This window comes from Vibrio fluvialis (genome assembly GCF_900460245.1).
GTDB lineage: Bacteria > Pseudomonadota > Gammaproteobacteria > Enterobacterales > Vibrionaceae > Vibrio > Vibrio fluvialis.
On the sequence record NZ_UHIP01000001.1, the window covers coordinates 1460323 to 1486049 of the forward strand.

At 49.6% G+C, this 25727-nt stretch carries 25 protein-coding genes; 10 read left to right on the top strand and 15 right to left on the bottom strand.

Features of this window, described 5'->3' with window-relative positions:
- The first annotated feature begins 30 nt into the window (after positions 1-30).
- Positions 31-879: a DNA ligase gene (locus DYA43_RS06885; protein ID WP_020331027.1), complete on the top strand. Its 849-nt coding sequence runs from the start codon at positions 31-33 to the stop codon at positions 877-879.
- Here DYA43_RS06885 and DYA43_RS06890 read toward each other — a convergent pair.
- A complete protein-coding gene (locus DYA43_RS06890) occupies positions 873-1868 on the bottom strand; it encodes a DUF3080 domain-containing protein (protein WP_061056501.1) in 996 nt (331 codons plus the stop codon). The genes DYA43_RS06885 and DYA43_RS06890 overlap by 7 nt on opposite strands.
- Positions 1869-1939: 71 nt before the next feature.
- A complete protein-coding gene (locus tag DYA43_RS06895) occupies positions 1940-3310 on the bottom strand; it encodes an MATE family efflux transporter (protein WP_024374072.1) in 1371 nt (456 codons plus the stop codon).
- 114 nt (positions 3311-3424) lie between these two features.
- Between DYA43_RS06895 and DYA43_RS06900 the strand changes: the two genes are divergently transcribed.
- The gene (locus tag DYA43_RS06900) at positions 3425-4036 is read left to right on the top strand and encodes a riboflavin synthase (protein ID WP_061056502.1); all 612 of its coding nucleotides are present in this window, start codon (positions 3425-3427) and stop codon (positions 4034-4036) included.
- A 28-nt stretch (positions 4037-4064) separates the two neighbouring features.
- On the opposite strand, the gene DYA43_RS06905 is transcribed toward DYA43_RS06900, so the two are convergent.
- Positions 4065-4268 carry a CPXCG motif-containing cysteine-rich protein gene (locus DYA43_RS06905; RefSeq protein ID WP_020331031.1) on the bottom strand — a complete coding sequence of 68 codons (204 nt, stop codon included), beginning with the start codon at positions 4266-4268 and terminating at the stop codon, positions 4065-4067.
- Positions 4269-4434: 166 nt separating this feature from the next.
- The gene (locus tag DYA43_RS06910) at positions 4435-5301 is read right to left on the bottom strand and encodes a fructosamine kinase family protein (RefSeq protein WP_020331032.1); all 867 of its coding nucleotides are present in this window, start codon (positions 5299-5301) and stop codon (positions 4435-4437) included.
- A 396-nt stretch (positions 5302-5697) separates the two neighbouring features.
- On the opposite strand from DYA43_RS06910, the gene DYA43_RS06915 reads away from it, so the two are divergent.
- Positions 5698-6039 carry a DUF3802 family protein gene (locus DYA43_RS06915; RefSeq protein WP_020331033.1) on the top strand — a complete coding sequence of 114 codons (342 nt, stop codon included), beginning with the start codon at positions 5698-5700 and terminating at the stop codon, positions 6037-6039.
- On the opposite strand, the gene DYA43_RS06920 is transcribed toward DYA43_RS06915, so the two are convergent.
- Positions 6036-6557, bottom strand: coding sequence for an NlpC/P60 family protein (locus tag DYA43_RS06920; RefSeq protein WP_061056503.1), 522 nt, complete (start codon positions 6555-6557; stop codon positions 6036-6038). The genes DYA43_RS06915 and DYA43_RS06920 overlap by 4 nt on opposite strands.
- A gap of 98 nt (positions 6558-6655) precedes the next feature.
- Between DYA43_RS06920 and DYA43_RS06925 the strand changes: the two genes are divergently transcribed.
- Positions 6656-8689: a methyl-accepting chemotaxis protein gene (locus DYA43_RS06925; protein WP_172465281.1), complete on the top strand. Its 2034-nt coding sequence runs from the start codon at positions 6656-6658 to the stop codon at positions 8687-8689.
- On the opposite strand, the gene DYA43_RS06930 is transcribed toward DYA43_RS06925, so the two are convergent.
- On the bottom strand, positions 8686-9477 hold the full coding sequence (locus tag DYA43_RS06930; protein ID WP_061057215.1) for a sterol desaturase family protein: 792 nt from the start codon (positions 9475-9477) through the stop codon (positions 8686-8688). The two genes, DYA43_RS06925 and DYA43_RS06930, sit on opposite strands and share 4 nt — an antisense overlap.
- 119 nt (positions 9478-9596) lie before the next feature.
- Here DYA43_RS06930 and DYA43_RS06935 point away from each other — a divergent pair, with 119 nt between their 5' ends.
- Positions 9597-10334: a tRNA-uridine aminocarboxypropyltransferase gene (locus tag DYA43_RS06935; protein WP_061056505.1), complete on the top strand. Its 738-nt coding sequence runs from the start codon at positions 9597-9599 to the stop codon at positions 10332-10334.
- A 161-nt stretch (positions 10335-10495) separates the two neighbouring features.
- Positions 10496-11407, top strand: coding sequence for an N-acetylglucosamine kinase (gene nagK, locus DYA43_RS06940; protein WP_020331038.1), 912 nt, complete (start codon positions 10496-10498; stop codon positions 11405-11407).
- 38 nt (positions 11408-11445) lie between these two features.
- Here nagK and DYA43_RS06945 read toward each other — a convergent pair whose 3' ends face one another.
- Genes DYA43_RS06945 through DYA43_RS06970 form a run of 6 tightly spaced genes read right to left on the bottom strand, consistent with a single transcriptional unit; the run spans position 11446 to position 16345 of the window.
- Positions 11446-11715 carry a DUF2960 family protein gene (locus DYA43_RS06945; protein WP_020331039.1) on the bottom strand — a complete coding sequence of 90 codons (270 nt, stop codon included), beginning with the start codon at positions 11713-11715 and terminating at the stop codon, positions 11446-11448.
- A gap of 28 nt (positions 11716-11743) precedes the next feature.
- Positions 11744-13540 carry a bifunctional molybdopterin-guanine dinucleotide biosynthesis adaptor protein MobB/molybdopterin molybdotransferase MoeA gene (locus DYA43_RS06950; protein ID WP_061056506.1) on the bottom strand — a complete coding sequence of 599 codons (1797 nt, stop codon included), beginning with the start codon at positions 13538-13540 and terminating at the stop codon, positions 11744-11746.
- On the bottom strand, positions 13537-14124 hold the full coding sequence (gene mobA, locus DYA43_RS06955) for a molybdenum cofactor guanylyltransferase MobA (RefSeq protein WP_061056507.1): 588 nt from the start codon (positions 14122-14124) through the stop codon (positions 13537-13539). The genes DYA43_RS06950 and mobA overlap by 4 nt, the downstream gene beginning before the upstream one ends.
- A complete protein-coding gene (locus tag DYA43_RS06960) occupies positions 14102-14812 on the bottom strand; it encodes an energy-coupling factor ABC transporter ATP-binding protein (RefSeq protein ID WP_061056508.1) in 711 nt (236 codons plus the stop codon). Before DYA43_RS06960 ends, mobA begins: the two co-directional genes overlap by 23 nt.
- A gap of 9 nt (positions 14813-14821) precedes the next feature.
- On the bottom strand, positions 14822-15520 hold the full coding sequence (locus DYA43_RS06965; protein WP_020331043.1) for an ABC transporter permease: 699 nt from the start codon (positions 15518-15520) through the stop codon (positions 14822-14824).
- Between the two features lie 9 nt (positions 15521-15529).
- Complete coding sequence (locus DYA43_RS06970; protein ID WP_055452508.1) at positions 15530-16345, bottom strand: ABC transporter substrate-binding protein; 816 nt, start codon at positions 16343-16345, stop codon at positions 15530-15532.
- Between the two features lie 259 nt (positions 16346-16604).
- On the opposite strand from DYA43_RS06970, the gene DYA43_RS06975 reads away from it, so the two are divergent.
- Both DYA43_RS06975 and DYA43_RS06980 read left to right on the top strand, forming a co-directional pair.
- The gene (locus DYA43_RS06975; protein ID WP_047456836.1) at positions 16605-18056 is read left to right on the top strand and encodes a sigma-54-dependent transcriptional regulator; all 1452 of its coding nucleotides are present in this window, start codon (positions 16605-16607) and stop codon (positions 18054-18056) included.
- Positions 18034-20076, top strand: a complete 2043-nt coding sequence (locus DYA43_RS06980) for a sensor histidine kinase (protein ID WP_104408507.1) — start codon at positions 18034-18036, stop codon at positions 20074-20076. The genes DYA43_RS06975 and DYA43_RS06980 overlap by 23 nt, the downstream gene beginning before the upstream one ends.
- Before the next feature lie 40 nt (positions 20077-20116).
- Here DYA43_RS06980 and DYA43_RS06985 read toward each other — a convergent pair whose 3' ends face one another.
- The 3 genes from DYA43_RS06985 to DYA43_RS06995 form a co-directional block, all read right to left on the bottom strand.
- Positions 20117-21016 (bottom strand): mechanosensitive ion channel family protein, encoded by a 900-nt coding sequence (locus DYA43_RS06985; protein ID WP_061056509.1) that lies wholly within the window; start codon positions 21014-21016, stop codon positions 20117-20119.
- The gene (locus DYA43_RS06990) at positions 21016-23364 is read right to left on the bottom strand and encodes an AAA family ATPase (RefSeq protein WP_061056510.1); all 2349 of its coding nucleotides are present in this window, start codon (positions 23362-23364) and stop codon (positions 21016-21018) included. The genes DYA43_RS06985 and DYA43_RS06990 overlap by 1 nt, the downstream gene beginning before the upstream one ends.
- A gap of 143 nt (positions 23365-23507) precedes the next feature.
- Positions 23508-24347, bottom strand: a complete 840-nt coding sequence (locus DYA43_RS06995; RefSeq protein ID WP_020331049.1) for a formate dehydrogenase accessory sulfurtransferase FdhD — start codon at positions 24345-24347, stop codon at positions 23508-23510.
- 270 nt (positions 24348-24617) lie between these two features.
- On the opposite strand from DYA43_RS06995, the gene DYA43_RS07000 reads away from it, so the two are divergent.
- Positions 24618-25079 carry a DUF3305 domain-containing protein gene (locus tag DYA43_RS07000; protein ID WP_061056511.1) on the top strand — a complete coding sequence of 154 codons (462 nt, stop codon included), beginning with the start codon at positions 24618-24620 and terminating at the stop codon, positions 25077-25079.
- Entirely contained in the window at positions 25069-25596 is a 528-nt protein-coding gene (locus tag DYA43_RS07005) for a DUF3306 domain-containing protein (protein ID WP_061056512.1), read from the top strand. Before DYA43_RS07000 ends, DYA43_RS07005 begins: the two co-directional genes overlap by 11 nt.
- Positions 25597-25727: the final 131 nt, after the last annotated feature.

A 25727-nucleotide genomic window follows, 5' to 3' on the forward strand; every position in this document is an offset into this window, starting at 1 on the left:
GAGCACGTAACCGATCACCAGGACGTGCTCATGCAACTTAAACTGACTCTCATTGCTGCGGCTCTACTCACAACGCAGCATTCGGCCGCGTTGGCCAATCCCCTTGCTTTTGTACCTGTCGCTCAGGCGAACGAATACCACGACGGCATCAACATCTATGAATACTGGCAGAGTGAAAAACTCGATGGTATTCGAGCCATCTGGAATGGCAAACAACTCCTGACTCGTAATGGCAATCCCATCTATGCTCCGCGGTGGTTCACCGATCCGCTGCCGGATTATGCACTGGAAGGAGAACTTTGGGCGGGACGCGGACACTTTGCACTGGTTCAGCAGACGGTTCTCGATCATACGCCGTCGGATGAGGCGTGGCGCAAGATCGATTTCATGCTGTTTGATATGCCCGATGCCGCCGGTGATTACACCAAACGCTATTACAATTTGATCCATGTGGTTGATTCCGCTTCTTCCAAACACATCAAATACATTGAACACACGCCTGTGTTATCAGAGCAGGAATTGCTGCGCTATCTGGATACGCTGGTTAATGAGAATGGTGAAGGTATTATGCTGCGCAAAGTTACCGCGCGATACCAGGCAGGGCGCAGCAATGATTTGCTCAAACTCAAAAAACATCAGGATGCGGAAGCCAGAGTCGTGGGGTACAAAATCGGCAACGGTAAATACAAAGGCCTGATGGGGTCTGTGTTGGTTCGAACCGATGAAGGGACAGAGTTTTATGTCGGCACTGGTTTTTCCGACGAGCAGCGCCTGAACCCACCTGAAATTGGCAGCCTCATCACGTACCGCTATAACGGGCTCACCGCCGAAGGCAAACCAAGATTTGCCCGCTTTGTACGAGTGAGAGAAATTTATTGATTGCCGACCGCCACAGAACAGCGTTGAAACAGCGCTTGCCAATATTGCATGTGCTGTTTAGTTGCGTGACGAAATGCTTGGTGGCTTTGCACAATCGTAAATGAGTATGTTCCCTGATCGTGCTTTGAGAAAGGCACCAAGTTGGGTTCTAGTTGCAGGTAAATACTGTCAATTCTGGCAAGGTAAGGTTGCAGAGTTTCGACGTATATCGACTGAAAGACATTACGCAGGTAATTGAGTTTGGTCTGATTTCGGTTAGCCCCACAGATGATGGCCGCATCGTAAGTGGTGAGCTGAGCGGTAACCGCCGAAAGCCATTGTGCCGAGTTATCGAGCGAAAATTTCAACTGCCCCAGTAACGGCTGTTTTTCCAGTACCTCCTGATACGGCGTAATGGCTGGTAACGTGAGCGCCAGTTGCTGCTGACTGATGGCGTTGTCAAGCGTGGTAAAGGCTGCGAGTGCTTCTTCGAATTGAGTCACATCCCAGCTACCTTGAAGCCATTCGTGGCCTGTCAATTGCTTGCGCATCGCTTCGCTGGTGTAAAGCAGGTTATACCAATATGCGGGCAGTTCCTGCTGCTTAACCGCTTCAATCTCTGTGAGCTGCTGGCGCAGCTTGGGTGAAATATCCTGGTCAGCAATACAGCGGGTCAGCCCCTGCAGCAGCGTTACTTCATAATCAAAACGGCGAAACTCATCTTGCACCTTTCCCAGTACCGAGTTGCGTTCTGCGATGAGAGAAAATAACGCACATTTACGCAGTTCGTAACTATCAAGCAGGCCGATAGTCAAAGGTTCCAATGTGATGGCCAGTTCCCGCTTATCAGGCAGGATTTGGTTTTGCGTAGTGGGTAGAGCAACAAGTTCAGCATCTTGAACATTGGCGATACGCTGAATGTAATCGGCAAAATCACGCTCAACAGGCGCCCGCGAGAGATCGCAGCCTGCGATAAACAGTGTCATCAAGCCGATTAGCCAATAGCGCACATCACCTCCGTCTTCTTCTATTCAGCATAGAAAAAAGGCCAGCTCAATGCTGGCCTTTTTAAATCATTCGCTTAGCGAGAGGCAAAGTGCATCTGCATTTCGTCATCTTGCTTGTGTACCCAGCGCAGGCGCAGCCCCAACATCAAGGCCGCCGAACTCAAACCGATAATAAAGCCGATCCAGAATCCTTTGGCGCCCATCGGTTCAACAATTAAGTCGGTCATACCCAGGATGTACCCCGAAGGCAGACCCAGAATCCAGTACGCGATAAAGGTTCGGTTAAAAATTGCGGCCATGTCTTTGTAACCGCGCAGAGCGCCTGCAGCGATGACCTGAACCGCATCCACCACCTGATAAATCGCAGCAAGCATCAGGAGGCTCATTGCCATGCTCACCACTGCCATGTTTTCGGTGTACAGCATTGATACGTGCTCGCGGAACAAAACGGTCAGGGCCGCCGTCACCACGGCGGTGCCGACACCCAACATCAGACCAACGTTCGAGGAAATAGCCGCGCCGCGGAAATCTTTCTCACCCAGAGTATGTCCGACACGAATCGACACGGCCGCACCGATACTCATGGGCAACATGAACACCAGAGACGAAAAGTTAAGTGCAACCTGATGCGCAGCGACAACCAGTGAACCGAGCGGCGCTACCATCAGCGCAACTACTGCAAACAAGGTAACTTCAAAGAAAAGGGCAGCAGCAACCGGGAAACCAAGACGGAACAAGCGCACCTGGGCTTTTAATTGTGGTTTGTGGAACGTTTCAAACAATTTGATGTGCGCCAAACGGTTTGATGTCACCACATAGAACAGCAGCATCAAAAACATCATCCAGTAGACGATCATGGTCGCGACACCACACCCGACGCCGCCTAGTGCTGGCGCGCCAAATTTACCGTAAACAAAGATCCAGTTGAGCGGAATGTTGCACAGCAAGCCCAGGAAACCAATTACCATTGCAGGTTTAGTCAGCGACATGCCGTCGGTAAAGCTGCGCAGTGTCTGGAACAGTAAAAATGCAGGTACCGCAAACACCATCGCGTGCATGTAGCCAATCGATTTTTCCTGCATCAGCGGCTCGACTTTCATCAATCCAAGGATTGATTCAGTCTGCAACAGCACCACGATAATGGGCACCGACACCAACAGCGCTAATGCACCACCTTGATGAATTTCAAACGGAATTTTATGCTGCCTGCCAGAGCCATTAAGCTGAGCAACCACAGGTACCAGCGCCATCAATAATCCGATACCGAACAGGATAGAAGGCAGCCAAATGCTGGCCGCGATAGACACCGCTGCCATGTCGATAGCGCTCACGCCACCAGCCATAATGGTGTCGACAAAACCCATACCCGTCTGAGCAACAGATGCAATCAGGACTGGCGTGGCTAACTTAATTAAATTAGACGCTTCTTTTTTATAACGGTGCACGAATTTCTCCGGAAGGAATAACTGCAAGAGAGCACCAAAAGCAAATTTTGATGCTGGAGTGAATGATAAAGAAATGTCACACTAAGCTCCACGAAAAACTGCCGGAATCACAAAATGTTTACAGGTATTGTGCAAGGCACAGCAAAAGTTGTGACCATCGAAAAGAAAGAAAAATTCCAGACTCACGTACTTGAACTGCCTGAAGCGTTGGGGCAGGGTTTGTCCATTGGCGCATCTGTCGCGCACAACGGCTGTTGTCTGACGGTAACGAAAATCGACGGCACTCAGGTTTCGTTCGATTTAATGCAGGAAACGTTGCGCCTGACCAATCTTGGTGAACTCGCAGCCGGAGATTTGGTCAACATCGAGCGTGCAGCAAAATTTGGTGATGAAATTGGCGGGCACAGTATGTCTGGCCATATCAGCCAGATGGCAACCATTGTGGATGTGATTGACACCCCGAACAACCGTACTATCTGGTTTGAACTGCCACCGCAACATATGAAATACGTGCTGACCAAAGGCTTTATCGGTTTAGATGGCTGCTCGCTGACTATCGGCGAAGTCAAAGCCAACCGCTTTAACGTCCATCTCATTCCAGAAACGATGCAGCGTACGCTGTTTGGCTACAAACAGATGGGTGACCACGTGAACGTCGAGTTCGACCCGCAAACTCAGGCGATAGTCGACACCGTAGAACGTGTTCTCGCCGTGCGAGAAGCATAAAAAAGAGCGCTTAGGCGCTCTTTTTTTATCAGAAGATCTGTTCATCATCCGCATCGACATAAAGTTCGATGGTGTCCTGCTGCTCATCGACCATCATATTGAGATGAATCGCATGGCAACATGCAGGGCAATCGTCATAAAACTCCTGGCTACCGTTGGAAGAGTCCAGAGTAATACGGATGGAATGGCCACAATGCGGGCATAGAACCGTTTTTTCAGTGAATTCTTTCATCTCGCTTTCCTTACATCTGTGGGAGATGAATTAATAGTAAGCCGTGAAGTTAGTTAAAGAGATAAATTAAGTACAAAACTTGAGGCAAGGCATAAAACGAATAAAGGGTCCTTAATCCGGAACCCTTTAACGTCACAAAATGTGTCAAAAAACTCAGTCTAACCTGTTAGAAAGAAAGAATTTTTTTAATTAAACTATCCGCCTCAGCCAAATAGTGACCACCAAAGTGATTGTAGTGATTAAGGATGTGATACAGGTTGTAAATGTCCTTGCGTTCACCGTAGTTGAAATCCAGTGGCATGACACTCTCATAACCCTGGTAAAAATCGGGTTGGAATCCACCAAACAGCTCCGTCATGGCGATATCACACTCGCGATCACCCCAGTAGCAAGCCGGATCATAACAAATCGGACCGAACGCTGAGTTAGCCACATTGCCATGCCACAAATCGCCGTGCAGCAGGGATGGGCGAGGCGTGTGGTTGGCAAGGCGCTGTTTGACCAACTCGACAAATTCATCGATGTTGACCATCTCAATGCCTTTCTCTTTCAGCAACTGCAACTGCCAGCCGATACGCTGTTCAGCAAAAAAGTGGTTCCATTTTTTGGTCCACTGATTGGGCTGAACAATGTTACCGATGTAGTTATCGACATCGAACCCGTACTCTTTTTGATCCCCCCACTGATGAAGTTGCGCCAGTTGAACACCAAATTTAAAGCTGTTGGCTGCATCGTCCAATGGCTTAGTGGGGAGGTAATTGAGGATGATAAACGCGTGGCTTTTACTGGTACCCACCAGAATAAGCTCCGGGACAAATACTGTGGAGCTTTCACGCATCATGCGCAGATTTTCCGCCTCTAACTCATACTGAGGCAGAAACTCACGCTGGTTGAGCTTGATGAAATACCGTTCGCTACCATCGGAGATCATGTAACACTCATGAATGTCTCCGCCGTTGATCTTCGTCTTTTCTGTGATGTCGTATTGAAACATCAGAGTATCTGAGAGCTGTTGAGCGATCGCTTGCCACATAGTGTTGCTCCATCCCCGTACGTCGTTGTATGCAAGTTTAGGCGATCATTGCCAATATTTCAGACCACGAATGCACAGAATTTCATTCACTTACTGACTCATTCCTACAAATGCATATAAATGTGACTTTTATCAAAAATACGAGAACTCATTTCAGCAAGTTATCTCCGCACAATAACGATCCGGTGCAATAATGTCGCCTTGTAATGCAATATTGAGCCTTTCTAAGACTCAACGTCCTGTTATCGATTCGCCAAAATGTGTCCGTCTCTTGATATTAGGCAAGGTTCTGAGGTAATTATCCTCGGTAAGAAACTGTGAAAAAACGGACACATGGCTTAGTATTACACAAGGTAACGTCGTGTCTGGCACAAAGCGGTATAGCGGAGAAGAAAAGTGGTTGTAGAAACCGATGGTTATTTGGCTCTGATTGAACATCTGGCAATGAACATGGATATCTTTACGCGCGAAGGCGACACTGGCAAAGAGAGTGTCGAAGACGTCGTAACGGATATGGTCGCCAGCAACATCATGGCTATCTTTGAGCAAAACCCAGAGCTTCACTCCAGCGTACGTTTTCAGTTATTGAAAGAAGCCGATTCTGTTGTAGAAGATCTCGGTGAAGTGTTGGCAGGTGTATGGGGTAAACCAGCGACAAACGATCAAATCGTTTTTCTGGATGAGTATATTGCGCTGGTAAAAAACCTGTTTGATTCAGCAGTCAGCAAGTACGATTAATTGACAACGGGCGGATCTTCAATCCGCCTGAATTGCCAGAACTTAGATGCCCAGTACGGGTTATCCAATCTCGAAATTATCACGCCTTTAGATGTCGATGCATGCATAAAAAGTTTATTGCCCAGATAGACCCCGACATGTTGCGTCGTTCGTGATGTCTTGAAGAACACCAAGTCTCCATATTTTGCCTGTTTGTACTTAATCGCATTGCCAACCTGGCTCTGTGACGATGTTGTACGCGGCAAAGGCTGCTGCCAGGCTTCGCGGTAAGCAATTTGCACAAACGCCGAACAGTCCACGCCACGTTTTGTATTACCGCCCAATTGGTAAGGCACACCTTGCCACTGGTTATAAATATCAAAAAGCGCAATCTCTTTACGCTCTTCGGTTTGCTCAAATGGCGTCAAACTCTCCGGTACCGACACGGCGGTATCGGGTTCTGCCTGCTCTTGCGGCGCTGACGAACAACCAGCCAAAACCAGCAATAAAATCAGATAGGGAATGCGATTTATCATCATCTGTCACTTAACTGAAATTTGAATGAAATATTTCTGACACATTCGATTCCTACCATGTCGACGGATCTTTAAAAGTGGAATCGGACTCTCAACTTCCTATGACTCAGCTTACTCAGCAGGGCAAAGTGTTTTCTTTAATCCAAACACTCACTGCCATCTTTATGTCGATCACACTACTCGTTATCGTGTTGTCTGTCACCAGTATCAAAGGCATCGAACGGGTGGGGTATCAATTCAATCACTTATCGGAGCAGGCATTGCCGCTCGCGTTAAATAACGCCACACTAACCCAAAACATTCTCGAACAGGTCAAATACCTGGGTTACGGCACGCGTGCCAAAACCACTGACGAGCTCACGGCTATTCAGTCCAACATTTCTGAGCTCGATACGCAAGCCCAGCATTCTCTTGAGCAGATGAAGACCATCGCGGCTCAATTCAACAATTTGATCGATGCCAGCAAACAACAGGTACTGGTTGACAGCATTGCGCAACTGAGCAACTTATCGAATGATATTCTCAACGCTCAGCAGCAACAGCTTGCTCAACAACAAGAAATTGCCCAGCAGGCAACAGGCTTTCGTTATGGTTTGAGTTCGATTGGGCCTGAAATGAGCCGTATTGCCTCATTTCTTTCTGTCGACAACCCGGAATCGATGGATGCAGCCAATCGCTTTACCGCTTCGGCAAGCTCAATGGAAAGTACTTTCCTGATGCTGATGATGCAGGAGGATTTAGACAAGGCACACACCCAATACAAAGAGTTGAAAAGCCGCATTGCGGGCCTTGAACTGGCCTATGACGATTTCAAAGAGTGGCACCCGGATGTTACTGACTTTGCCAGCCTGACCGCGCCTTATGACATGGTGAAAACCGGGTTCAAATCCGGCGGCATCCTGGATCAGATCCTCACGAAGTTAGAAACGTCACAACAACAAAACCAGCAATTTGAGCAAGCGGCCGTCGTCGCTAAACAGACGGTCAGCATTCTGAATGCGTTGTCGGATGATGCCAAATCATTGATCGCATCCAAAGAGCAAGAAGTGCAAAGCACGATGAAAAACGTCACTTGGATTCAATTGGTGAGTGGCGCGGCTCTGGTGGTGATGATTGTACTTGCCTGGTTTGGACTGCGTAAATGGGTCAACAGCGGCATGCGAAATATCAGCAAACATCTGACGTTGATGACCGAACACGATCTGGCGCATCAAGCTTCGATGACGGGACCGCAAGAGTTTCATCACATCGCAAACCAACTCAATCAGGTGATCGACAGTACACACGATTCCATTTCGACCGTTACACGCAACTGCGAAACGCTGTATCAAACGGCTGAACTGAGTTACGACGCCGCCGATCAATCGAATAAGAGTCTGGCCCTGCAAAACCAGGCACTGATGAATATGGTGACCACCATCAACCAGCTCGAAGCATCAATTCGTGAAATTGCGGGCGTGACCAATGATTCTTACACGGATTCACTGTCTGCCGCGGAGCACTCGGCCAATGGCGTGAAGGTGGTCGAACTGAACCGTCAACGTCTGGAGTCTCTCGATTCAACGCTCAATATCAACGAATCGGCGATGCTGGAGCTCGACACACGCGTGACCAAAATTCGTGAAATGGTCGATTTGATCAGCGGTATTGCCGACAGCACCAACTTGCTGGCATTGAACGCCGCGATTGAAGCGGCACGTGCTGGTGAACAGGGCAGAGGGTTTGCGGTGGTCGCGGATGAAGTGCGCAAGCTTGCCAGCGACACCACAACACAGACAGCCAATATTCGCGAAATGATGAACGAGCTGGTGCAAGCGGCTGGCCGTTCTCGTCAGGCAGTGGAAGATTCACGTACCGAAATGGCGCATGCTCTCGCATCCAGCGAAGAGGTTAAAACCACCTTCTCTGATATTGAGCAGGCAGTGACCCACATTCGCGCTCGTGTTGAGCAAATATCTGTGGCCACGGAAGAACAAGAACGCGCTACAGCGGATGTCAGCCAGTCCATTACACAAATTTCAGAGCAAGGTGAGCAAACTAAGCTACAACTCGAAGCCATGGTCGAAAGCTCAGAGCAAGTGGCCGAAATCGCTGGCCATCAGCAAGCGATGCTGCACAAGTACACTCTGAGTTAACTTTCCCGAAATGGCTGGGTAAGCATTTTATCCAGCCATTGTTCTCGGGATTGCTGAAACTGCGGCAGACCGATTTTCATCCCTTCATGTCCCAATTCTGGCTGGGCAATATAAGTCGCAAACAGCCGATCCCACACCGATAAAAAGAAACCAAAATTGGAGTGTGTCTCACGTTCAATAACAGAATGGTGGACACGATGCATGTCGGGCGTCACCAGCAGGATGCGCAGCCATTTATCGACCGCAAGCGGCAGACGAGCGTTGCTGTGGTTAAACATTGCGCTGGCATTGAGCACAATTTCAAACACAACCACGGCAAGTGGTGAAACACCGATCAACGTCACCGCACCCACTTTAATCCACATCGAGATAATGATTTCGACCGGATGGAAACGTGTACCGGTGGTGACGTCAATGTCCTGATCCGCGTGATGCATACGGTGCAAACGCCACAAAACGGGCAGGCGATGAAACATCACATGCTGCGCGTAAATCACGCCGTCTAACAAGATAATGGACAGGACAAAGGCAAGAGCTGGCGGAATTTCCAGCCAGTAAAGCAGGCCAAAGTGAGTCACTTCGGTCCAGTGCGCCGCGGATACCGCGACGATCGGCATCATCAACGTCAAAAGCAGGCTGTTGAGGCCAACTAAGCCGAGGTTATTTACCCAGCGCAGCCACTTTCTCTGTGTCAGTATTTTTCGCGGACGATTCGATTCCCACAGTGCACATGCGATCAGCACCAGCATGAAAATCATCAGTCGAACGGTTTCTGTGTGTTGTAACATCATCGCCTCCAGCAAATTTCCTTTTCGCTAAAAACTTTACGTTTCCCTCAAGACAACACTGGCGCAGGGCACAAGCTGTCAGTAAAATCGCAGCCTATTTTTCCTCTGTCACTGCGTCTATGAGAATTCACGCCTTCCATCGTTTGTATCAGTATCGCCTTGAACGATCAACTAAACCTTTTTTGGCTCGCGGGTCACGTATCATTCGCTGCCCGTATTGCCATGTCAGTGAAGCGCACTGCTTGTGTGCCCACCAGCCTGATGTCGACACCGACGTTGCGGTGATGTTGATCGTCTCTGAAAACGAAGTGTTTAAACCCAGCAACACCGGGCGTTTAATTGCCGACATCATAAAAGAAACCTACGTGTTTCAGTGGAGCCGGACAGAACCCGCAGAAGAGATGCTGGCGATCCTGAACGATCCTGCCTATTTCCCGATTCTCGTTTTCCCGGCCGAACTTGAAGAAGACAAACAACGCGTCATGACCGCGCTGCCTGAGAGAACAGACCGTCGCAAACCACTTTTAATTTTCCTCGATGGCAGTTGGCGCGAAGCGAAGCGCATTTTCCGTAAATCGGATTACCTCGCCAATCTGCCTTTAGTATCGATCGAGCCGGAGACTTTGTCGCGTTACGTCATGCGTAAGTCAGATAACGAACAACATCTGGCGACCGCTGAAGTGGCAAGTTTAGTTTTGGATAAGTTCGGGGAATATCAAGCCGCAGACACACTGCGACTGTGGTTCGACGCCTTTAAAGAGAGCTACCTGATGTGTAAGTCTCGCCTCAAAGTGGATGGTGAAAAAATTGCCCTGAAACGATTCATTGAGCATCGCGAAAGCGAGAAGTCACTCTAAACTCTGGCAATTTGCTGGTTGCTAACTGCGCAATCAGTTCAAGTGACAAAATAAACCCGTCCTTGGTCACGGACTGTGTCAGGTGGTCTATGGATAATACCGCTGTTTAACTTTTGTTATTTTGATCCCAAGGTTGGGGTGCTTTATTAGGAGAGAATCGCATGTACTACGGCTTTGATGTCGGCGGGACAAAAATTGAGTTTGGTGCATTCAACGAGAAGCTTGAACGCGTAGCCACTGAGCGCGTGCCGACACCAACAGAAGATTACCAGCTACTGGTGGACACGATCGCTGGTCTGGTTGCGAAATACGATGAAGAATTTGGCGTCCAAGGCACAATTGGTCTTGGCTTGCCAGGAATGGAAGATGCTGATGATGGTACCGTTCTGACCGTAAACGTACCGTCTGCAAAAGGCAAACCGTTACGCGCAGATCTGGAAGCCAAAATTGGCCGCAGCGTAAAAATTGAAAACGATGCGAACTGTTTCGCGCTGTCTGAAGCGTGGGATGATGAACTGAAAGACGCGCCATCCGTCATGGGTTTGATCCTGGGTACAGGTTTTGGCGGTGGTCTGGTTTACGAAGGCAAAGTATTTTCTGGCCGCAACCACGTTGCGGGTGAAATCGGTCACATGCGCTTGCCAATTGATGCCTGGTTCCATTTAGGCTCTGATAAAGCGCCGCTGCTGAGCTGTGGTTGCGGCAATAAAGGCTGTATGGATAACTACCTGTCTGGCCGCGGTTTTGAGCTGATTTACGAACACTACTTTGGCGAAAAGAAGAAAGCGATCGAGATCATCAACGCGCACAAAGAAGGTGAGGCGAAAGCGGTTGAGCACGTTGAGCGCTTTATGGAACTGCTGGCGATCTGTTTCGGTAATATCTTTACCGCGAACGATCCGCACGTTGTCGTGTTGGGTGGTGGCCTGTCGAACTTCGAACTGATCTATGAAGAGATGCCAAAGCGCGTACCTAAGCATCTGCTGTCGGTAGCGAAATGTCCGAAGATCATCAAAGCCAAACATGGCGATTCAGGTGGTGTGCGCGGCGCGGCATTCCTGAACATCAAATAAAGAAAAAGGGCTTGCAGTCGCAAGCCCTTTTTTCATCATCACTGTTTCGGCTTTTTACCGACACCAAAGTTCTCTTTGGCTTGCAGGGTGATGGTGCCAAATCCCAACTTCTTGAAGTGGTTATCACGGTAGTTACGTACCGCTTTGGTATCCGAAATCGCTTCAATTTGTTGTTCCATCTTCAGATAGTCTTTCAAATCGATGCCTTCTGCTTCGGCGACCGCTTCATGAATATTGCGATGTTTCTCGTATGAGAATGTCAGCGTTTTCTCTTCGTTTTTGTAGGTGTAAATAATGGTGCGAGCCATGTTTTCTCTCTCATACCTTATGAATGGGCTAGATTCTGCCTTGTAGTGGGATGATTGTCACGCTTTCACCGACTTTTACCGTATCAATCGCAGGATTGATTTCAATCAGGCAATTCGCTTCGCTCATAGAACGCAGAATGCCGGAACCCTGCTTACCCGTGGTTTTGACCGTGAGCTGACCGAGCTCATTAAGGGTGTAGACACCACGGCTAAATTCAGTGCGCCCTTGACGGGAGCGTAGCTCTTCCATCGCAATCGCATTGATTTTCAACGGAGTCCAATTGGTTTCACCTTGCATCTTGCGCAGGGCAGGCTCGACAAAATTGATGAATGACACCATCACCGCGACAGGATTGCCTGGTAAACCAAAGAAAGGTTTGTTTTGGATATGGCCAAACGCAAGTGGACGTCCCGGGCGCATGTTGATGCGCCAGAAATCAATTTGTCCCAGTTTTTCCAGTGCGGACTTAATGAAATCGGCATCACCGACAGAAACACCGCCAGAGGTCATCACCACATCCGCATTCTCTGCGGCGTGTTGCAATGTTTCCATCATTCGCGCTTCGTCGTCTTCGATAATGCCAAGATCGATGATCTCACACCCCAAGTTCGTCAGTAACCCCATCAGGGTGTAGCGATTCGAATCGAAAATGCAGTGATCATTCTGTTCACTGCCAGGCGCCTGCACTTCATCACCGGTGGAAAACAGGGCGACTTTGAGTTTGCGATAAACAGGCAAAGTGGCAAAACCCAGCGATGCTATCATGCCCATCTCAGCAGAAAGTACTCGTTGGCCAACCTCGAAGACATGTAGACCAAGCGCCAGATCTTCGCCCGCCTGACGCACGTTCTGACCTGGCTTGATGTACGCATCGCCGAAAGACACGCGATTTCCATTGGTTTGTGCCTGTTCGCGCATCACCACCGTGTCTGCGCCCTCAGGAACGGGCGCACCAGTCATGATCTTCACCGTTTGCCCGGCTTGCAGCACTTTGTTGTAGCCGTGGCCCGCCATTACTTCCGCGACCAGTTCAAATTGCGCCAAACCAATGTCTTCGCTGCGAATAGCGTAACCATCCATGGCGGAATTACGGTATGCCGGTACGTTGATAGGGGACGTTACCACCGCACTCAATACCCGCTGGTAGCCTTCATTGACCGCAACGGATTCAGATTCTGTCAGCACCTTTACTGCATCAAGGATGTTTTGGCGACCTTGTTCTACGGATAAGAAGGCAGGGGAAAGCGTATCGCAGCTTCCGGTTTCAGCTTTGCCGGTTTTTGATTCGAGAGGTTTGCCTGCTTTGCCAACGTAATCGAGCACAAACTTGGCAATCGCATCCAAATCATTAATGTTCATCTGTGGCAGGGACGACTCCACCGTTTCATCAGCAGCAATCGCAATGATGTTGTCATCGTTCGGGTGAAGCCACGGTTTGCCAACCTCGGCACGGTGCAGTTCGATTTTCGGAAACGCAATGTTCTTACAACCTTCCACTAAAATTACATCCAACTGCTGAGCATCAAAGCGTTGCAACAGATAGTCAAACTCGGCTTCTGCATCCGGCGTTTCCGTCATCAACGCAAAGCGATTCCGTGAGGCGATCAGCATCTGGGATGCACCGGCTTTGCGCAGACGGTAGCTATCTTTGCCCGGCTTATCGACATCAAAATTGTGATGAGCATGTTTCAGAATGCCTAAGCGAAGGCCAGCCGCTGTAAGTTTGGGAACCAAGGCTTCCAACAAGGTGGTTTTGCCAGTTCCGGAGTACGCCGCAAAACCGAGCAAAGGCAGGGATGGGCGTGAAGAATGCGATGAATTCATGGCTGTAATGCTCCGAATTGAGCCAGCTCTTGTGGCGTATTTAAATTGAAAAAGCAGTCTGGTGAATCGCTGAAATCAACTTCGGCGGTGTGACATTCGTTATACAGCAGAATAATTTTGCGGTCACCACGCTCCAAAAACGTCGCCAGTTTTGGCAGCACGCGTTTGTGAAACAGTGTGAACACGGGTTGTTGATGTTCACCATCGGTCGCGACCAGAATATCGGTTTGCGGCGTCACTGCGGCGCAAAAACGCGCCACCAGGTCTCTCGCAATCATCGGGCTGTCACAAGGTACAAAGCCGACCCAATCAGTCTGCGCTGCGTTGAGTCCGGCGTGAATACCACCAAGTGGGCCCGGGTAACCGGCAAACTGATCCGAAACCACAGGCGCGAACTGTTGATACCACTCCTGATTGCGGTTGGCATTGATGAGGATGTGGTCTGTTTGAGGTTGCAGACGTTCCAGTACGTGCTGAACCAAAGGTTTATCGTTGAGTTTGATCAGTCCCTTGTCGTTTCCACCCATGCGGCTGGCTTGCCCACCCGCTAAAATCACCCAACTAGTTTGAGAGGGAAGTAACATAGGTATTCTCTTGTTCTTCTTTGACGACATGAAGCAGCGGTGATTCAACCAAGGTACGGTCTTTAATCCACCACTGTTTTTTACACAATGTAGTGAGCGCGTTGGTCTGGTGACTGGTGATCACCAAACTGGAGCCTCGGTCCAGTAAATCCTTGGCCATTATAACTAATCTGTCGATAGATTCCTGATCTAATGACGCACTCGGCTCATCCATCAGCAAAATAGACGGCTTTAAAATCCACGCGCGAGCCATCGCAACACGCTGCTTTTCACCACCGGATAACACCGAGACATGCTCATCGGCCAATGTTTCTAGTCCCACCATGCGCAGCGCAGTGATCACTTCAGCACGCTTGTCTTTGGCAGACAGAGAAGAGAAACGAATGCCATACACCACGTTTTGATACACGGTGTCGTCGAACAGATAGGGACTTTGATGCAGGTAGATAACGTTGCGGCGCGCTTTGCTACGCCAGATTCTGCGCCACCACATCTGGCTGTTAGACACTCTGCCCGTGGTCGGAACCAGAAGCCCGGACAGAATTTTAAGCAGCGTGGTTTTACCCACACCGTTGTCACCCTTGAGATAAATCGCATCATTCGGGCCAATCGACAATTGTGGAATGTGAAACAGAACGCGATCTTTAAAACGCATAGATAACTGCTGTGCGGTCAGCTTAATCGACATTCGACATCCTTATGTACGTAGATAGCCTTTGCCACGCATACTGGTAAGCAAAAAGTTGAGAGCCAGTGCTAATGAGAGTAGCACCATTCCCAGTGCAACACCTTGCGCAAAAGCGCCTTTGTGACTTTCCATCGCAATCGCGGTTGGGATGTTGCGGGTCAGGCCCATAATGTTGCCGCCCACCATCATTGAACAGCCGACTTCAGTCACAATACGAGAAAAGCCTGCAATGGTCGCGGCACAGAGTGGAAAGCGGGTTTCCCACACCATGGTTGCAGCAATCCGCGGAACCGACACCCCCAGCGTCATGGCCGTTTCGACCGAGCGGCGATCGCTCGATTGCAACGCGCCGTGCATCATTGACACCAAAATAGGAAAACAGATCAGCATCTGACCGAAGATCATCGCTTTTTGAGTGAACAGCATTTGCCAATCGCCAAGCGGACCCGCCCGAGACAGCAGCATATAGAGCAACAAGCCAATCACCACCGTTGGAACAGCTTGCAGAGTGTTGATCAGGGAAAGCAGGAACCATTTGCCCCGAAAATTGGTATACGCGAACACAAAAGCCAGCAATACAGACGGGACGATCACTAAACCGATCGCCGCCAGAGAAACACTAAAGGAGACCGCAACGATCTCCCATAGCTCAGAGTCAAAGCTCACCAGTAAGGTGAGTGCCTCCAATGTGGTTTGCCATAAGCTCATGAACCGCGGTTACTCGTGCGCGTTGGCAACAAACAGCTGCTGTCCATTGAGTTTGAAATCGTTAATCAGCTTCTGGCCTTTATCGGCTACCAACCAGTCACTGAAGACTTTCGCGCCTTGATAGTTGATGGTTGGGTAACGTTCAGGGTTCACCAGAATCACTTGGTATGGGTTAAACAATGCTTTGTCGCCCTGGAACAGAATCTTCAGATCCAGCTTGTTGGTGTACGCCAGCCAAGTGCCACGATCGGTCAGCGTATATGCTTGCATCTCAGACGCCATGTTCAGCGTTGGTCCCATGCCTTGACCGACAGAGCGGTAGCCACCGAAGTTCGGTTCAATTTTGTTTTGTGCCCAGATACCCAGCTCTTTTTTGTGCGTACCGGAATCATCGCCACGAGAGATGAAAGTTACGCCACTGGTTGCGATCTGTTTAAACACGCCCGCGACGTCTTTCTGCTCAGCGACGTGCGCAGGATCGCTCTCCGGCCCAACAACCACGAAGTCGTTGTACATCAGTTTACGCGGCATGACACCAAAGCCCTGGTCAACAAAAGTCGCTTCCGCTTTCGGCGCGTGTGTCATCACTAAATCCACATCGCCGTTTTCGCCCATCTTCAGCGCTTTGCCCGTACCAGCAGCAATGACGTCGACTTTGTAACCGGAATCTTGTTCAAACTTAGGCAGTAGGTAATCAAGAAGGCCAGAGTGATAAGTGCTGGTTGTGGTGGCCAGACGAATGCGATGAACATCATCGGCACTGGTAGCGGAATAACTGACGAGAAGCAAAGAAGTAGCAGCGAGGCTGAAAGTCACTTTATTCATTCTAATTTCCATTTTTTGATGAGATTGATTACGAATGCATTGATTCGTGACCAAAAAGTCACGAACAAAGCGAGGCTTATTGCAATCTGAATGCCAAAACTAATAGCGCAATTTCCCGCCGAAAAACAAAGGATATTCCACAGATCCTGACTAAAATAAGTGTCAGTGCACATAAGCTAGGACAAAATGTCCCAATTTACTCTTATCGAGAGTAAGGTTAATTGCGTCGTTATGTCCCAACAGGAAATTTGAATCCATTATGTCTCAATCATTTGACTCGCAATCATCTCTCCAATACCAGGCTTTTTCTGTGCTCGTGGTCGATGACGAACCCGGCATGCAAGCCATTCTAAAAAAAGCGCTGGGTAAATGGTTTTCCAAAGTCGACTGCAGCGGCAGCATTGAAGAAGCTGAAGCGCTGCGTATTGAACATCATTACGACTTGATCATTCTTGATATCAACCTGCCGGGGCGCTCCGGCATCGAATGGGAAGAGGCCTTCAGTGACGAAGACCGCCGCGCAGACGTTATTTTCATGACCGGTTACGCCGATTTGGAAACCGCCATCAGCGCGCTGAAACTCGGCGCTTCGGATTTCATTCTCAAGCCGTTTAATCTTGAGCAGATGCTGCAAGCGGTAAAACGCTGTATGGACAAGCGTCTTAACGAGCGTATGCAGTACGCATTGCAACGAGACTATCAACGCCACTGCGCCACCCAGATCATGGGCCATTCGCACAAAACTGAGCAGCTCAAGCAGTTGATCCTGCAGTTCGCGCCGTCAAGAGCCTCCGTTTTAGTTGAAGGGGAGTCGGGGACGGGTAAGGAACTGGTGGCTCGCGCGATTCACGAAGCCAGCGACCGTCAGGGGCCTTTTGTGCCCGTTAACTGCGGTGCCATTGCTCCGGAACTCCTGGAAAGTGAGCTGTTTGGCCACACGTCAGGCGCATTTACCGGTGCCAAGAAAAGTCGAGAAGGTCTGTTTCGCGTCGCCAATGGCGGCACGCTGTTTCTTGATGAAATCGGTGAAATGCCGCTGGCCATGCAGTCCGCATTGTTGCGTGTGCTGGAACAGCGCGCCATTCGTCCGGTCGGGTCCGAAAAAGAGATCAATATTGATGTACGTGTGGTAGCGGCGACCAACCGCAACCTACAGCAAGAAGTCGAGCAGGGGCGTTTTCGCGGCGATCTGTTCTACCGTCTTAATGTCCTCAAAATCGATGTCAGTCCACTACGCGAACGCAAAGCCGATCTCAAAGATTTGGTGCCGTTTTTTACCAAGAAGCTGTGCGCCGAGCTGAGTATGCCAGTACCAAAATGGGCACATGAAGATGTGTCCGCCATGCACGATTACGACTGGCCGGGCAATATTCGTGAGCTGAAGAACCTCATAGAACGCTGCATTCTGCTCGGCAAACCACCAGCCCACTACTGGCGTGAGTTACACGGCTATCCTGTCGCGATTGAGGTGACAACGTCACCAAAATTAAATGATAAGATGACCCACAGCGATATTGTGGTGGAAACTTCAGGTACGGGTTATCCCAACCACTGGACACTCAAAGAGGTAGAGAAAGCACATATCATGCAGATTGTGGACTTCTACGAAGGCAACAAATCGGCGGCTGCACGTGACTTAGGTGTTGCACGCAAAACTTTAGAGCGCAAATTCAAAGAGTGGGATGGCGATGAGCAAGACAATCTTGGCTAAGATTCCACTGTGGCAGAAGTGGCGACATCGGGTCAAAACCATGGTGCGCTATCGTCTGCTGATCCTCACTTCAGTGCCAATTGGCTTTACGCTGATTGCGTTGATCGCCATTTCTATCTACTGGTCGATTCACTACACATGGCAAAGTGCACTGGTCGATGTGTCTGAACGCTTAGGTGTGGCGCACAACAGCATGACGTTACTGCAACAAAAGCAAGCCAGTTACGTCAAAGCGTTCGGCGACTCTTACGAGTTTCGTACCCGCATAATGCACGCTGGTGAGGAGCCGGATCTCAACCAATGGGTGAATCAGCAGAAGCAGCGCTACGATCTCGATTTTCTCACCTTTGAGCGAGTCGATACGCTGGAGCAGAAGTTTCGTTATCTGGATTTAACCAAACGTGAATCGTTTTTTGATGTGCTATCGCAAAGCGAGCTGGCACAACTCGATCCTCAACTGGCTAAGCGCGCGGAAATCGAACGGGTTAACGCCGATCGCACCGAGACGCGCGGCTTGGTCAGCCGCACAGTCATTCCGGTACTGAACCAATATAACGACATCATCGGTTTTCTTGATGGCGGCTTGTTGCTTAACAACAGCAGCACACTGGTGGATCAGATCCGCGATCTGATTTATCCCACCAAACAAGATAATTTGCGTCCTATCGGCACTTTGACGATCTTTCTCGATAATCTGCGCGTCAGTACCAATGTGCCGTTAAATAGTGATGAGCGCGCAGGCCGGGCGATTGGTACGCGCGTATCGAACGAAGTGCGCGACGCCGTGCTGAATCAGGGCAAAGAGTGGGTCGATAAAGCGTATGTGTATGATGCCTGGTATATCACCGCGTACCAGCCGATTCGTGACCAGTACGATAACGTTGTCGGCATGCTGTATACCGGCTACCTGCTGTGGCCATTTGTGAAAACCTATTTGACCAATATTGTCGAAATCGGCGTAGCGACGCTGCTATTGCTGCTCGCTTCGGGCGTGTTTGTCTATCGTGGCTCACGCGATCTGTTCCGGCCCATAGAGCGTATCCATCGCGTGGTAAAGCTGGTTCAACTGGGTAAAAATCAGCGCATCGGCGCCATTGGCTTGGATGAGCGTCATGAGCTGGCACAGCTTGCCAAACAGTTCGACAACATGCTCGATCTTCTGCAGCAGCGGAATGAAGAAATTCAGCGTGCCGCCCACGATCTGGAGGAAAAAATTCTCGATCGCACGGCAAGCCTGCAAGAGAAAACCGAACAGTTGGAACACCACATTCAGTTACTGAACCAAACTCGCGACAAACTGATTGTGCATGAAAAGCTCGCCGCATTGGGCGAACTGACCGCAGGTATCGCACACGAGATCAACAACCCGACCGCGGTGATTCTGGGTAATACGGAATTGATCCGCTTTGAGCTGGGTGATGACGCCAAACGGGTCGAAGAGGAAATCGACGCCATCATGTTGCAGATAGACCGGATTCGCAATATTACCCGCAGTCTGCTGCAATACAGCCGCCACGGTGGCGTACAGGATGAAATTACTTGGCAGCACGTCAATCCGATCATCGATGAAAGCATCACGCTGGTCAAAACCGGTTCGAAAAAGCGTGATGTGGAATTTGTCACCGACCTGCATGCGCAAAGCTCGGTGGAAGTGAACCGCCATCAGTTATTGCAGATTCTGGTCAATTTACAGATGAACGCTATCCACGCCATGAACGGCAAAGGCAAACTGACCATTCGCAGCGAAGATTGGTGCGAACATGGCGAAGTGCTGGGTGCCATCGTCCACATAGAAGATGAAGGGTGTGGCATTAAGCCGGAACACCTCAAGCGAGTGTTTGACCCGTTTTATACCACCAAGCGCGAAGGCACCGGGCTCGGTTTGTCCGTCTCACAAAGTTTACTCAGTCAGACGGGCGGAGAGATTCGTGTTCAGTCGGAAGTGGGCAAAGGCAGTACCTTCAGCGTGTATCTGCCAAGCAAGGCCGATGCCCATTTATTGATTACCAAAGCCTCTTAACCTGCAAGAAAAACGCCTCCGACTGGAGGCGTTTTTTCACTTAGTGTGTTTGTACAGCAATCTTTGGCGGCTTAATGCCGTGCTTTTTAAACTCTTTCATGACGCGCAGAGTAATGTCCGTTTCAAACAGTTTCTCGTAGGCGGTATCCACCACATACGCCTTACACGTGAGCTGTACCGCAAGATAGTTATCGGTAATGGTCTGTTTCACCAATACCGTCACTGGTTTGGGCAGGTGGATATAACGGCTTGAAGAGGCGGCTTCCTGAATCAGGTCGCGCGCTAGCACAATGTCTTCGTCCATACCGACATAAAACGGGATCACCACCTGCATATCGAGCGCACCGTAGTTGCCACTGATGGTCACTTCATTGAGAAATTTGTTGTTCGGAATGGTAATGATGTCGTCGGTGAGAGTGCGCATACGCACGGAGCGCAGACCAATCGCGATAATATCGCCATAATTTCCTTCAAACGTGACGCGGTCACCGACCTGAAACGGGCGGTCAATCATCACCGTCATCCCAGCGATGAAGGAGGCCGCCAGGTCTTTCAGTGCAAAACCGACAGAGACGGCCAGCGTACCGCCAATCAGCGCGAGAATGTGGTCATTCATGCGAAAGCTCAACATGAACACCACAATCCCGGCACTCATGTAGATGAAGAACTGCAGGAACGAATGAAACTTCTGCAACACCATTCGGTACTGCACAAACTGGCCGCCGATGGTCTTTACCAGTGAACTCATGAATTTCAACAGCAACCAGGTCGCCGCGATGATCAGAACCGAAAAAAACACGCCGCTCCAGCGGATGAGGCTGGCGAACTGTTGAAAGTCTTCCAGATTCGCCAGATCCTCCGCCGCGAAAACAGGAAAAGCCGTAAACGCCAGAAGCGCTAACAACCCGTGGATAGGTACGATGTGATTGAGTCTTTTCATTACTTCACCAGCAGATGTTGACGATCAAGAACGTTGGTTATGGTGCGATACCAGTGGTCAGAGACACGAGTTTTGTCTTCCGCCCATTCAATGTAACCGCGGCTTTCAAAATAGCGCATGATGCCAATCACTTCGGGGACCGTCAGCTGAGTACACTCCGACAACTCTTCCGGAGAAGCTATCTCAAGCTGAACAATCGAGCGCAGGACGGCCAGCATCGGTTTGGGCATTTTTTCCAGCTCCTGCGATTCCGGCGTATGGAACAGGCGCACGACCACTTGCTGAGTTTCTTTGTTGCGATTGAGTGAACGACGGAAAAAACGCAGCGCCACCGTCGGGTTGCCATCCGAGTAGTGCCACAATATGCGATAGAAACCTTGCTTCGCGCGTTCTTCGTCACTACTTTCTTCCTGACCCCATTGTTTGGGCACCACCAGTCCGTCAAATGAGACGGGATGCTCGACATCAGGGTTAATGCGGCTATCAAGCAATTCGGCAAGCTGTTTTTCGCTCCAGCGCGGAAGAACAGTCACCCAGTCAAACAGCAGCCGTTCGCCACGCGCGCGATCCACAAAACGCCAGCTCGACTTTTCAAGCGCCATGACCACGCGGTGATTCTTTTTCGAACGCCGTAACAAGTTGGTCAAACGCATCAGGCTACTCAGCCCGCCAACCATAGGTTTGACTAAACGCTGGGCGTTATCGACAGCAATCAGATAGGTCTGTTCACTTTTGCGTAAGTAAGCGAGGATCTGCACCTCAGTGGCATCTTCATCCATCCCCAGGCTGAGCGCCAACAGCGAAAGCAGTTCGTTATAACCAGAATAAGGACAGCTGAGATAAAGCGGCTCTGCGTTCTTCACTTTGTTGAGAATCTTATACAGCAGTGTCGTCGTACCAACCCCGCGTTCGCCTGTCACCACGCAAATCGCCGGACTGTCCGTCAGCAGATAACGGGAGAGCTGCTTCATCTCTTCACTCGCGTAGTCGACCAACACACTGTCGAACGACCCAGGCAGAATATACTCAAATGTCTCATCACCCCGCACACGCACATAGTTCTGATCGGCCGCAATGTTGGTGGTTTGTTTGGCGGCTTCTATACGAAACAGGTAAGCAAGCGCCTGACTGAAGAACGTGTAATTGGACAGCGCTGCGATCAAGCGGCGTTCAATACCGTTGAGGGTCAGCCACACCATGGCAACCAGCGTCGCAGGAATACGCAGCAGAAGGGTATTCTTTTTACCCATGGCCCACATAACCCACAAAGGCTTGTCCGGCGTTTTCTCTACCACGGCAAAAATCCGTTCACGCCACAAACTGAGCACCGAAATGATCATCAGCAGGAACCACAGGTACATGGTCGTCAGAATCCACGTATAGATGGTGCCTTTACCCAAGGTGCGCATGGAAAGCTGCAACACCACACCCGTGATGATCACCGTCCAGACAATACGCCGAATCGTGCTCAAACGCAGTGCTATCAATGCCTTGTTGGAGGTGTGGCTGGAGCGGTAGGTAAATTCAAGGATAAGGCTTACCGCAATGGCGCCACCCCAAATCCACCAAATAAAGATCTCCAGATACACCAAATGCTGCAAACTCTTGATGGCACTGAGTACCTGCAGGGACAGCGTAATCGCAATCAACCACGCAATCGCTTTGTTCGCACTGCTGATATACCAAATTACACGCGCCAACAGCGACGGCGACTGTTTGTCCTTCAGATAACTCTGCCAAAACAGATCGATGAGATGTTTGCTGTTCCTGAGCCAGCCAATCAACAAGAAGTAAATCAGCAGCACCTTGCAGACCGACCAAATAAACGGCACGGGTGAAATCAGTAAATCGCCGAGCATCGATTCGAAACTGCGAATCTGAAACAGCATCAGATATTCCAGATTGAGCTGCATCTGTTTCCACTCAACCTGAAACTGCTTTACGCCGTCCGGACCAAAGCCAGTGTATTGGTCGCGCGTAAAACCATCGGTCAGGCTGAGCAGGTGTTGCTTGGAGCGGGAGAGGCTGGCCAGAGAGAGGTAAGTTTGCTGAAGATTGAACCAGTTCAGTTCATCGCTCTGGTGACGATAATTGGCCAGATAGGTTTGAAATTGGTCCACAGTATCTTGCTGCGCGCTAATAGCTTGATGCAGCAGGGTATTCACTTTCTGCTGATCCGAACGAGACATAAATAGAGGTTCAGGTAGGGCGCTGACTTCGTTTTCCAGCTGCAATACGCGTTCAGACGCTTTTGGAATCAAATCAACCTGATCATATTCCCATTCGGCCAGCGCTGGAAAAGCCACGCACCAACACAACAAAAGTAAGAATTTCGACACTGCCCGCATAGACGTTTTCACTTAGTTAACTTATTGATTATCAGAATTTAGTGTAGCTGAAAGACAAAAAAAGTCGCGACTCAAGATTGGGATCGCGACTCCATAGGCAGGCAGTATTTACACTAGGCGGGACTAAGCGCTAGGTGACAATGTCACGCATCAGGTTCAGCAAGATGGCCTTTGACATCAAATTCGACCTTGTCTGCGCCGCTGTACACCTGAAAACGCAATCCCTTAGCTCTGGCAATCGTAATAATGCCAAAGCGGTGCGCCAATTCGAGCCCCATTTGTGTCACTCCCGAACGAGACAACAATACCGGAATGCCCATCTGCGCGACTTTAATCACCATTTCAGACGTTAAGCGTCCGGTGGTGTAGAAAATCTTATCTTCGCCGCTCATGCCGTTCAGCCACATTTCACCCGCTAAGGTATCCACCGCGTTGTGGCGGCCAACGTCCTCAACAAACGAAAGTACCTGATCGCCCTGACACACTGCACACCCATGTACAGCACCTGCTTTTTTATAGGTATCGTTGTAATGAGTCAGCGCTTCCAGCGCCGTATAAATCTGTGATTGTTTAATCGGTCGCTGAGGAACCTGGTAGTTTTCCAGCTGTTTCATCACGTTGCCGTACATGGTTCCCTGACCGCAACCAGACGTCACTGTCTTTTTCTTCAGTGCAGGTTCGAGATGATCAATGTTTTCTTTGGTCACCACAGCCGCTGAATTCGTTTCCCAGTCGATGATCACCGAGTCAAGCGCTTGCGGGTCGGAGATAAAGCTCTGGTTCTTCAGATACCCCAGCACCAGCGCTTCAGGCCTGGAGCCCAGCGTCATGAGCGTGACAATCTCTTTCCAATTCAATAACACCGTAAGAGGGCGTTCACAGGCGATAGACTTCACCAGTTTTTCGCCGTATTCGTCATAAACCTCTACGTCCATTGTCTGCAGTGGGTTTTCGCTGGTTTTAATAATCGAAAGTTTGGTCACAGCCATTTCCTGTCGTTTTTCACATGATGTCATTGCTTATTGCTAGGGAAACGCAAGCAGCAAGGATTGTTCCAAATCTGTCTTCAACACTAGCGAAAAAAGCAAAAACGATCTAATCGTTAATACACAAAATTTATTGCCTGCATCACGATAACTGTCTGATGGCTCAATAATTGCTAAATCAGATACAAACCGCACTAACATGTCTGATGATGATCGTGAACGGCTTTTCGTCAGTCAGCATAAGAAAAGAACGAATTAGGTATCCCCATGTCAGAAACACAAACTTCCTTACTGGACACGGAAAAAACCGAAACTACCTGGCCCATGGGCTGCGATCTGGTGGCACATGAAATCACGACGGGAATGTGGGTCACCACACAATGGCAGCTGAAAGGATTTCAATTGCAAGCGAAGGATGCGCAATTTCCCGCCGTGTTGGAATTGTTTCGCGATGAGCGCACCGACTACCGCTTTAACTTGAGCTCTCAGCAACCCAAACTGTTTCTGGTGTTAGAAAACCCGGAAGAGGACACCCAGCCAAAGATCATCTGCCTGACCGCGTCGCAGAGTGTGGCCGGTCAGTATATGGATGGTGACTATTTGGTGCTGTCTAATGAGATGCCTCTGCCAGTGCAAGCCTGGATGGAAGCCTTTATCGGCCGCAATGGGGAATTACTCGAAGTAAAACGTAAAAAGCGCAAAGGCGCGGGGAGAGCCAGTGGCCAGTGATTCGTTTTTATCTCGTTGGTCTAAGCGTAAGCTGGAACCGCAAGAGGAATCAGCGTTAGTTGAAGAGCCCACTACGAGCGTCGAAACCGATTCGGAGCATACCGAAGACGTTGAACTCACAGAAGCCTATACCAGTAGCACTGACGAAACTGCCCAAAACGCCAAAGAGCCTTCGATTGCCGTGCTACTGGCTTCAGAAGCGACTCAGCAGGTAAAAAAAGCGGCGCTGCGTAAACTGTTTTTGAGTGGCGAGTTCAGTGAAGTCGATCGACTCAACGATTACGACCATGACTACACCGCAGTGAAATCGCTCAGCGCTGAAGTGGCTCAAGGGTTACGAGATTGGATGAACAAAGCCGATGATCGTATGCAAACTGCCGACGCGGACGAGAAACACGAAGGTGAAAGTGTCCACATCGACGCAACGTCAAATGAATCTGAACAAACCGCTGAGGCAGAACTTGCCCAGAACCCAGATTCCGATACGGATATCCCTGAGACAAAAATTACCACATGAAAAATAGGTACATTTTGACCTAACGAAACGCCAACAAGGTGAGACAAATTGTCTCACCTTTCTTTTTTGTCCCAATCTGGTGACGATTATTTATGCTAACCAACTGTATTTCATGGTTAATTCAGGTTGGA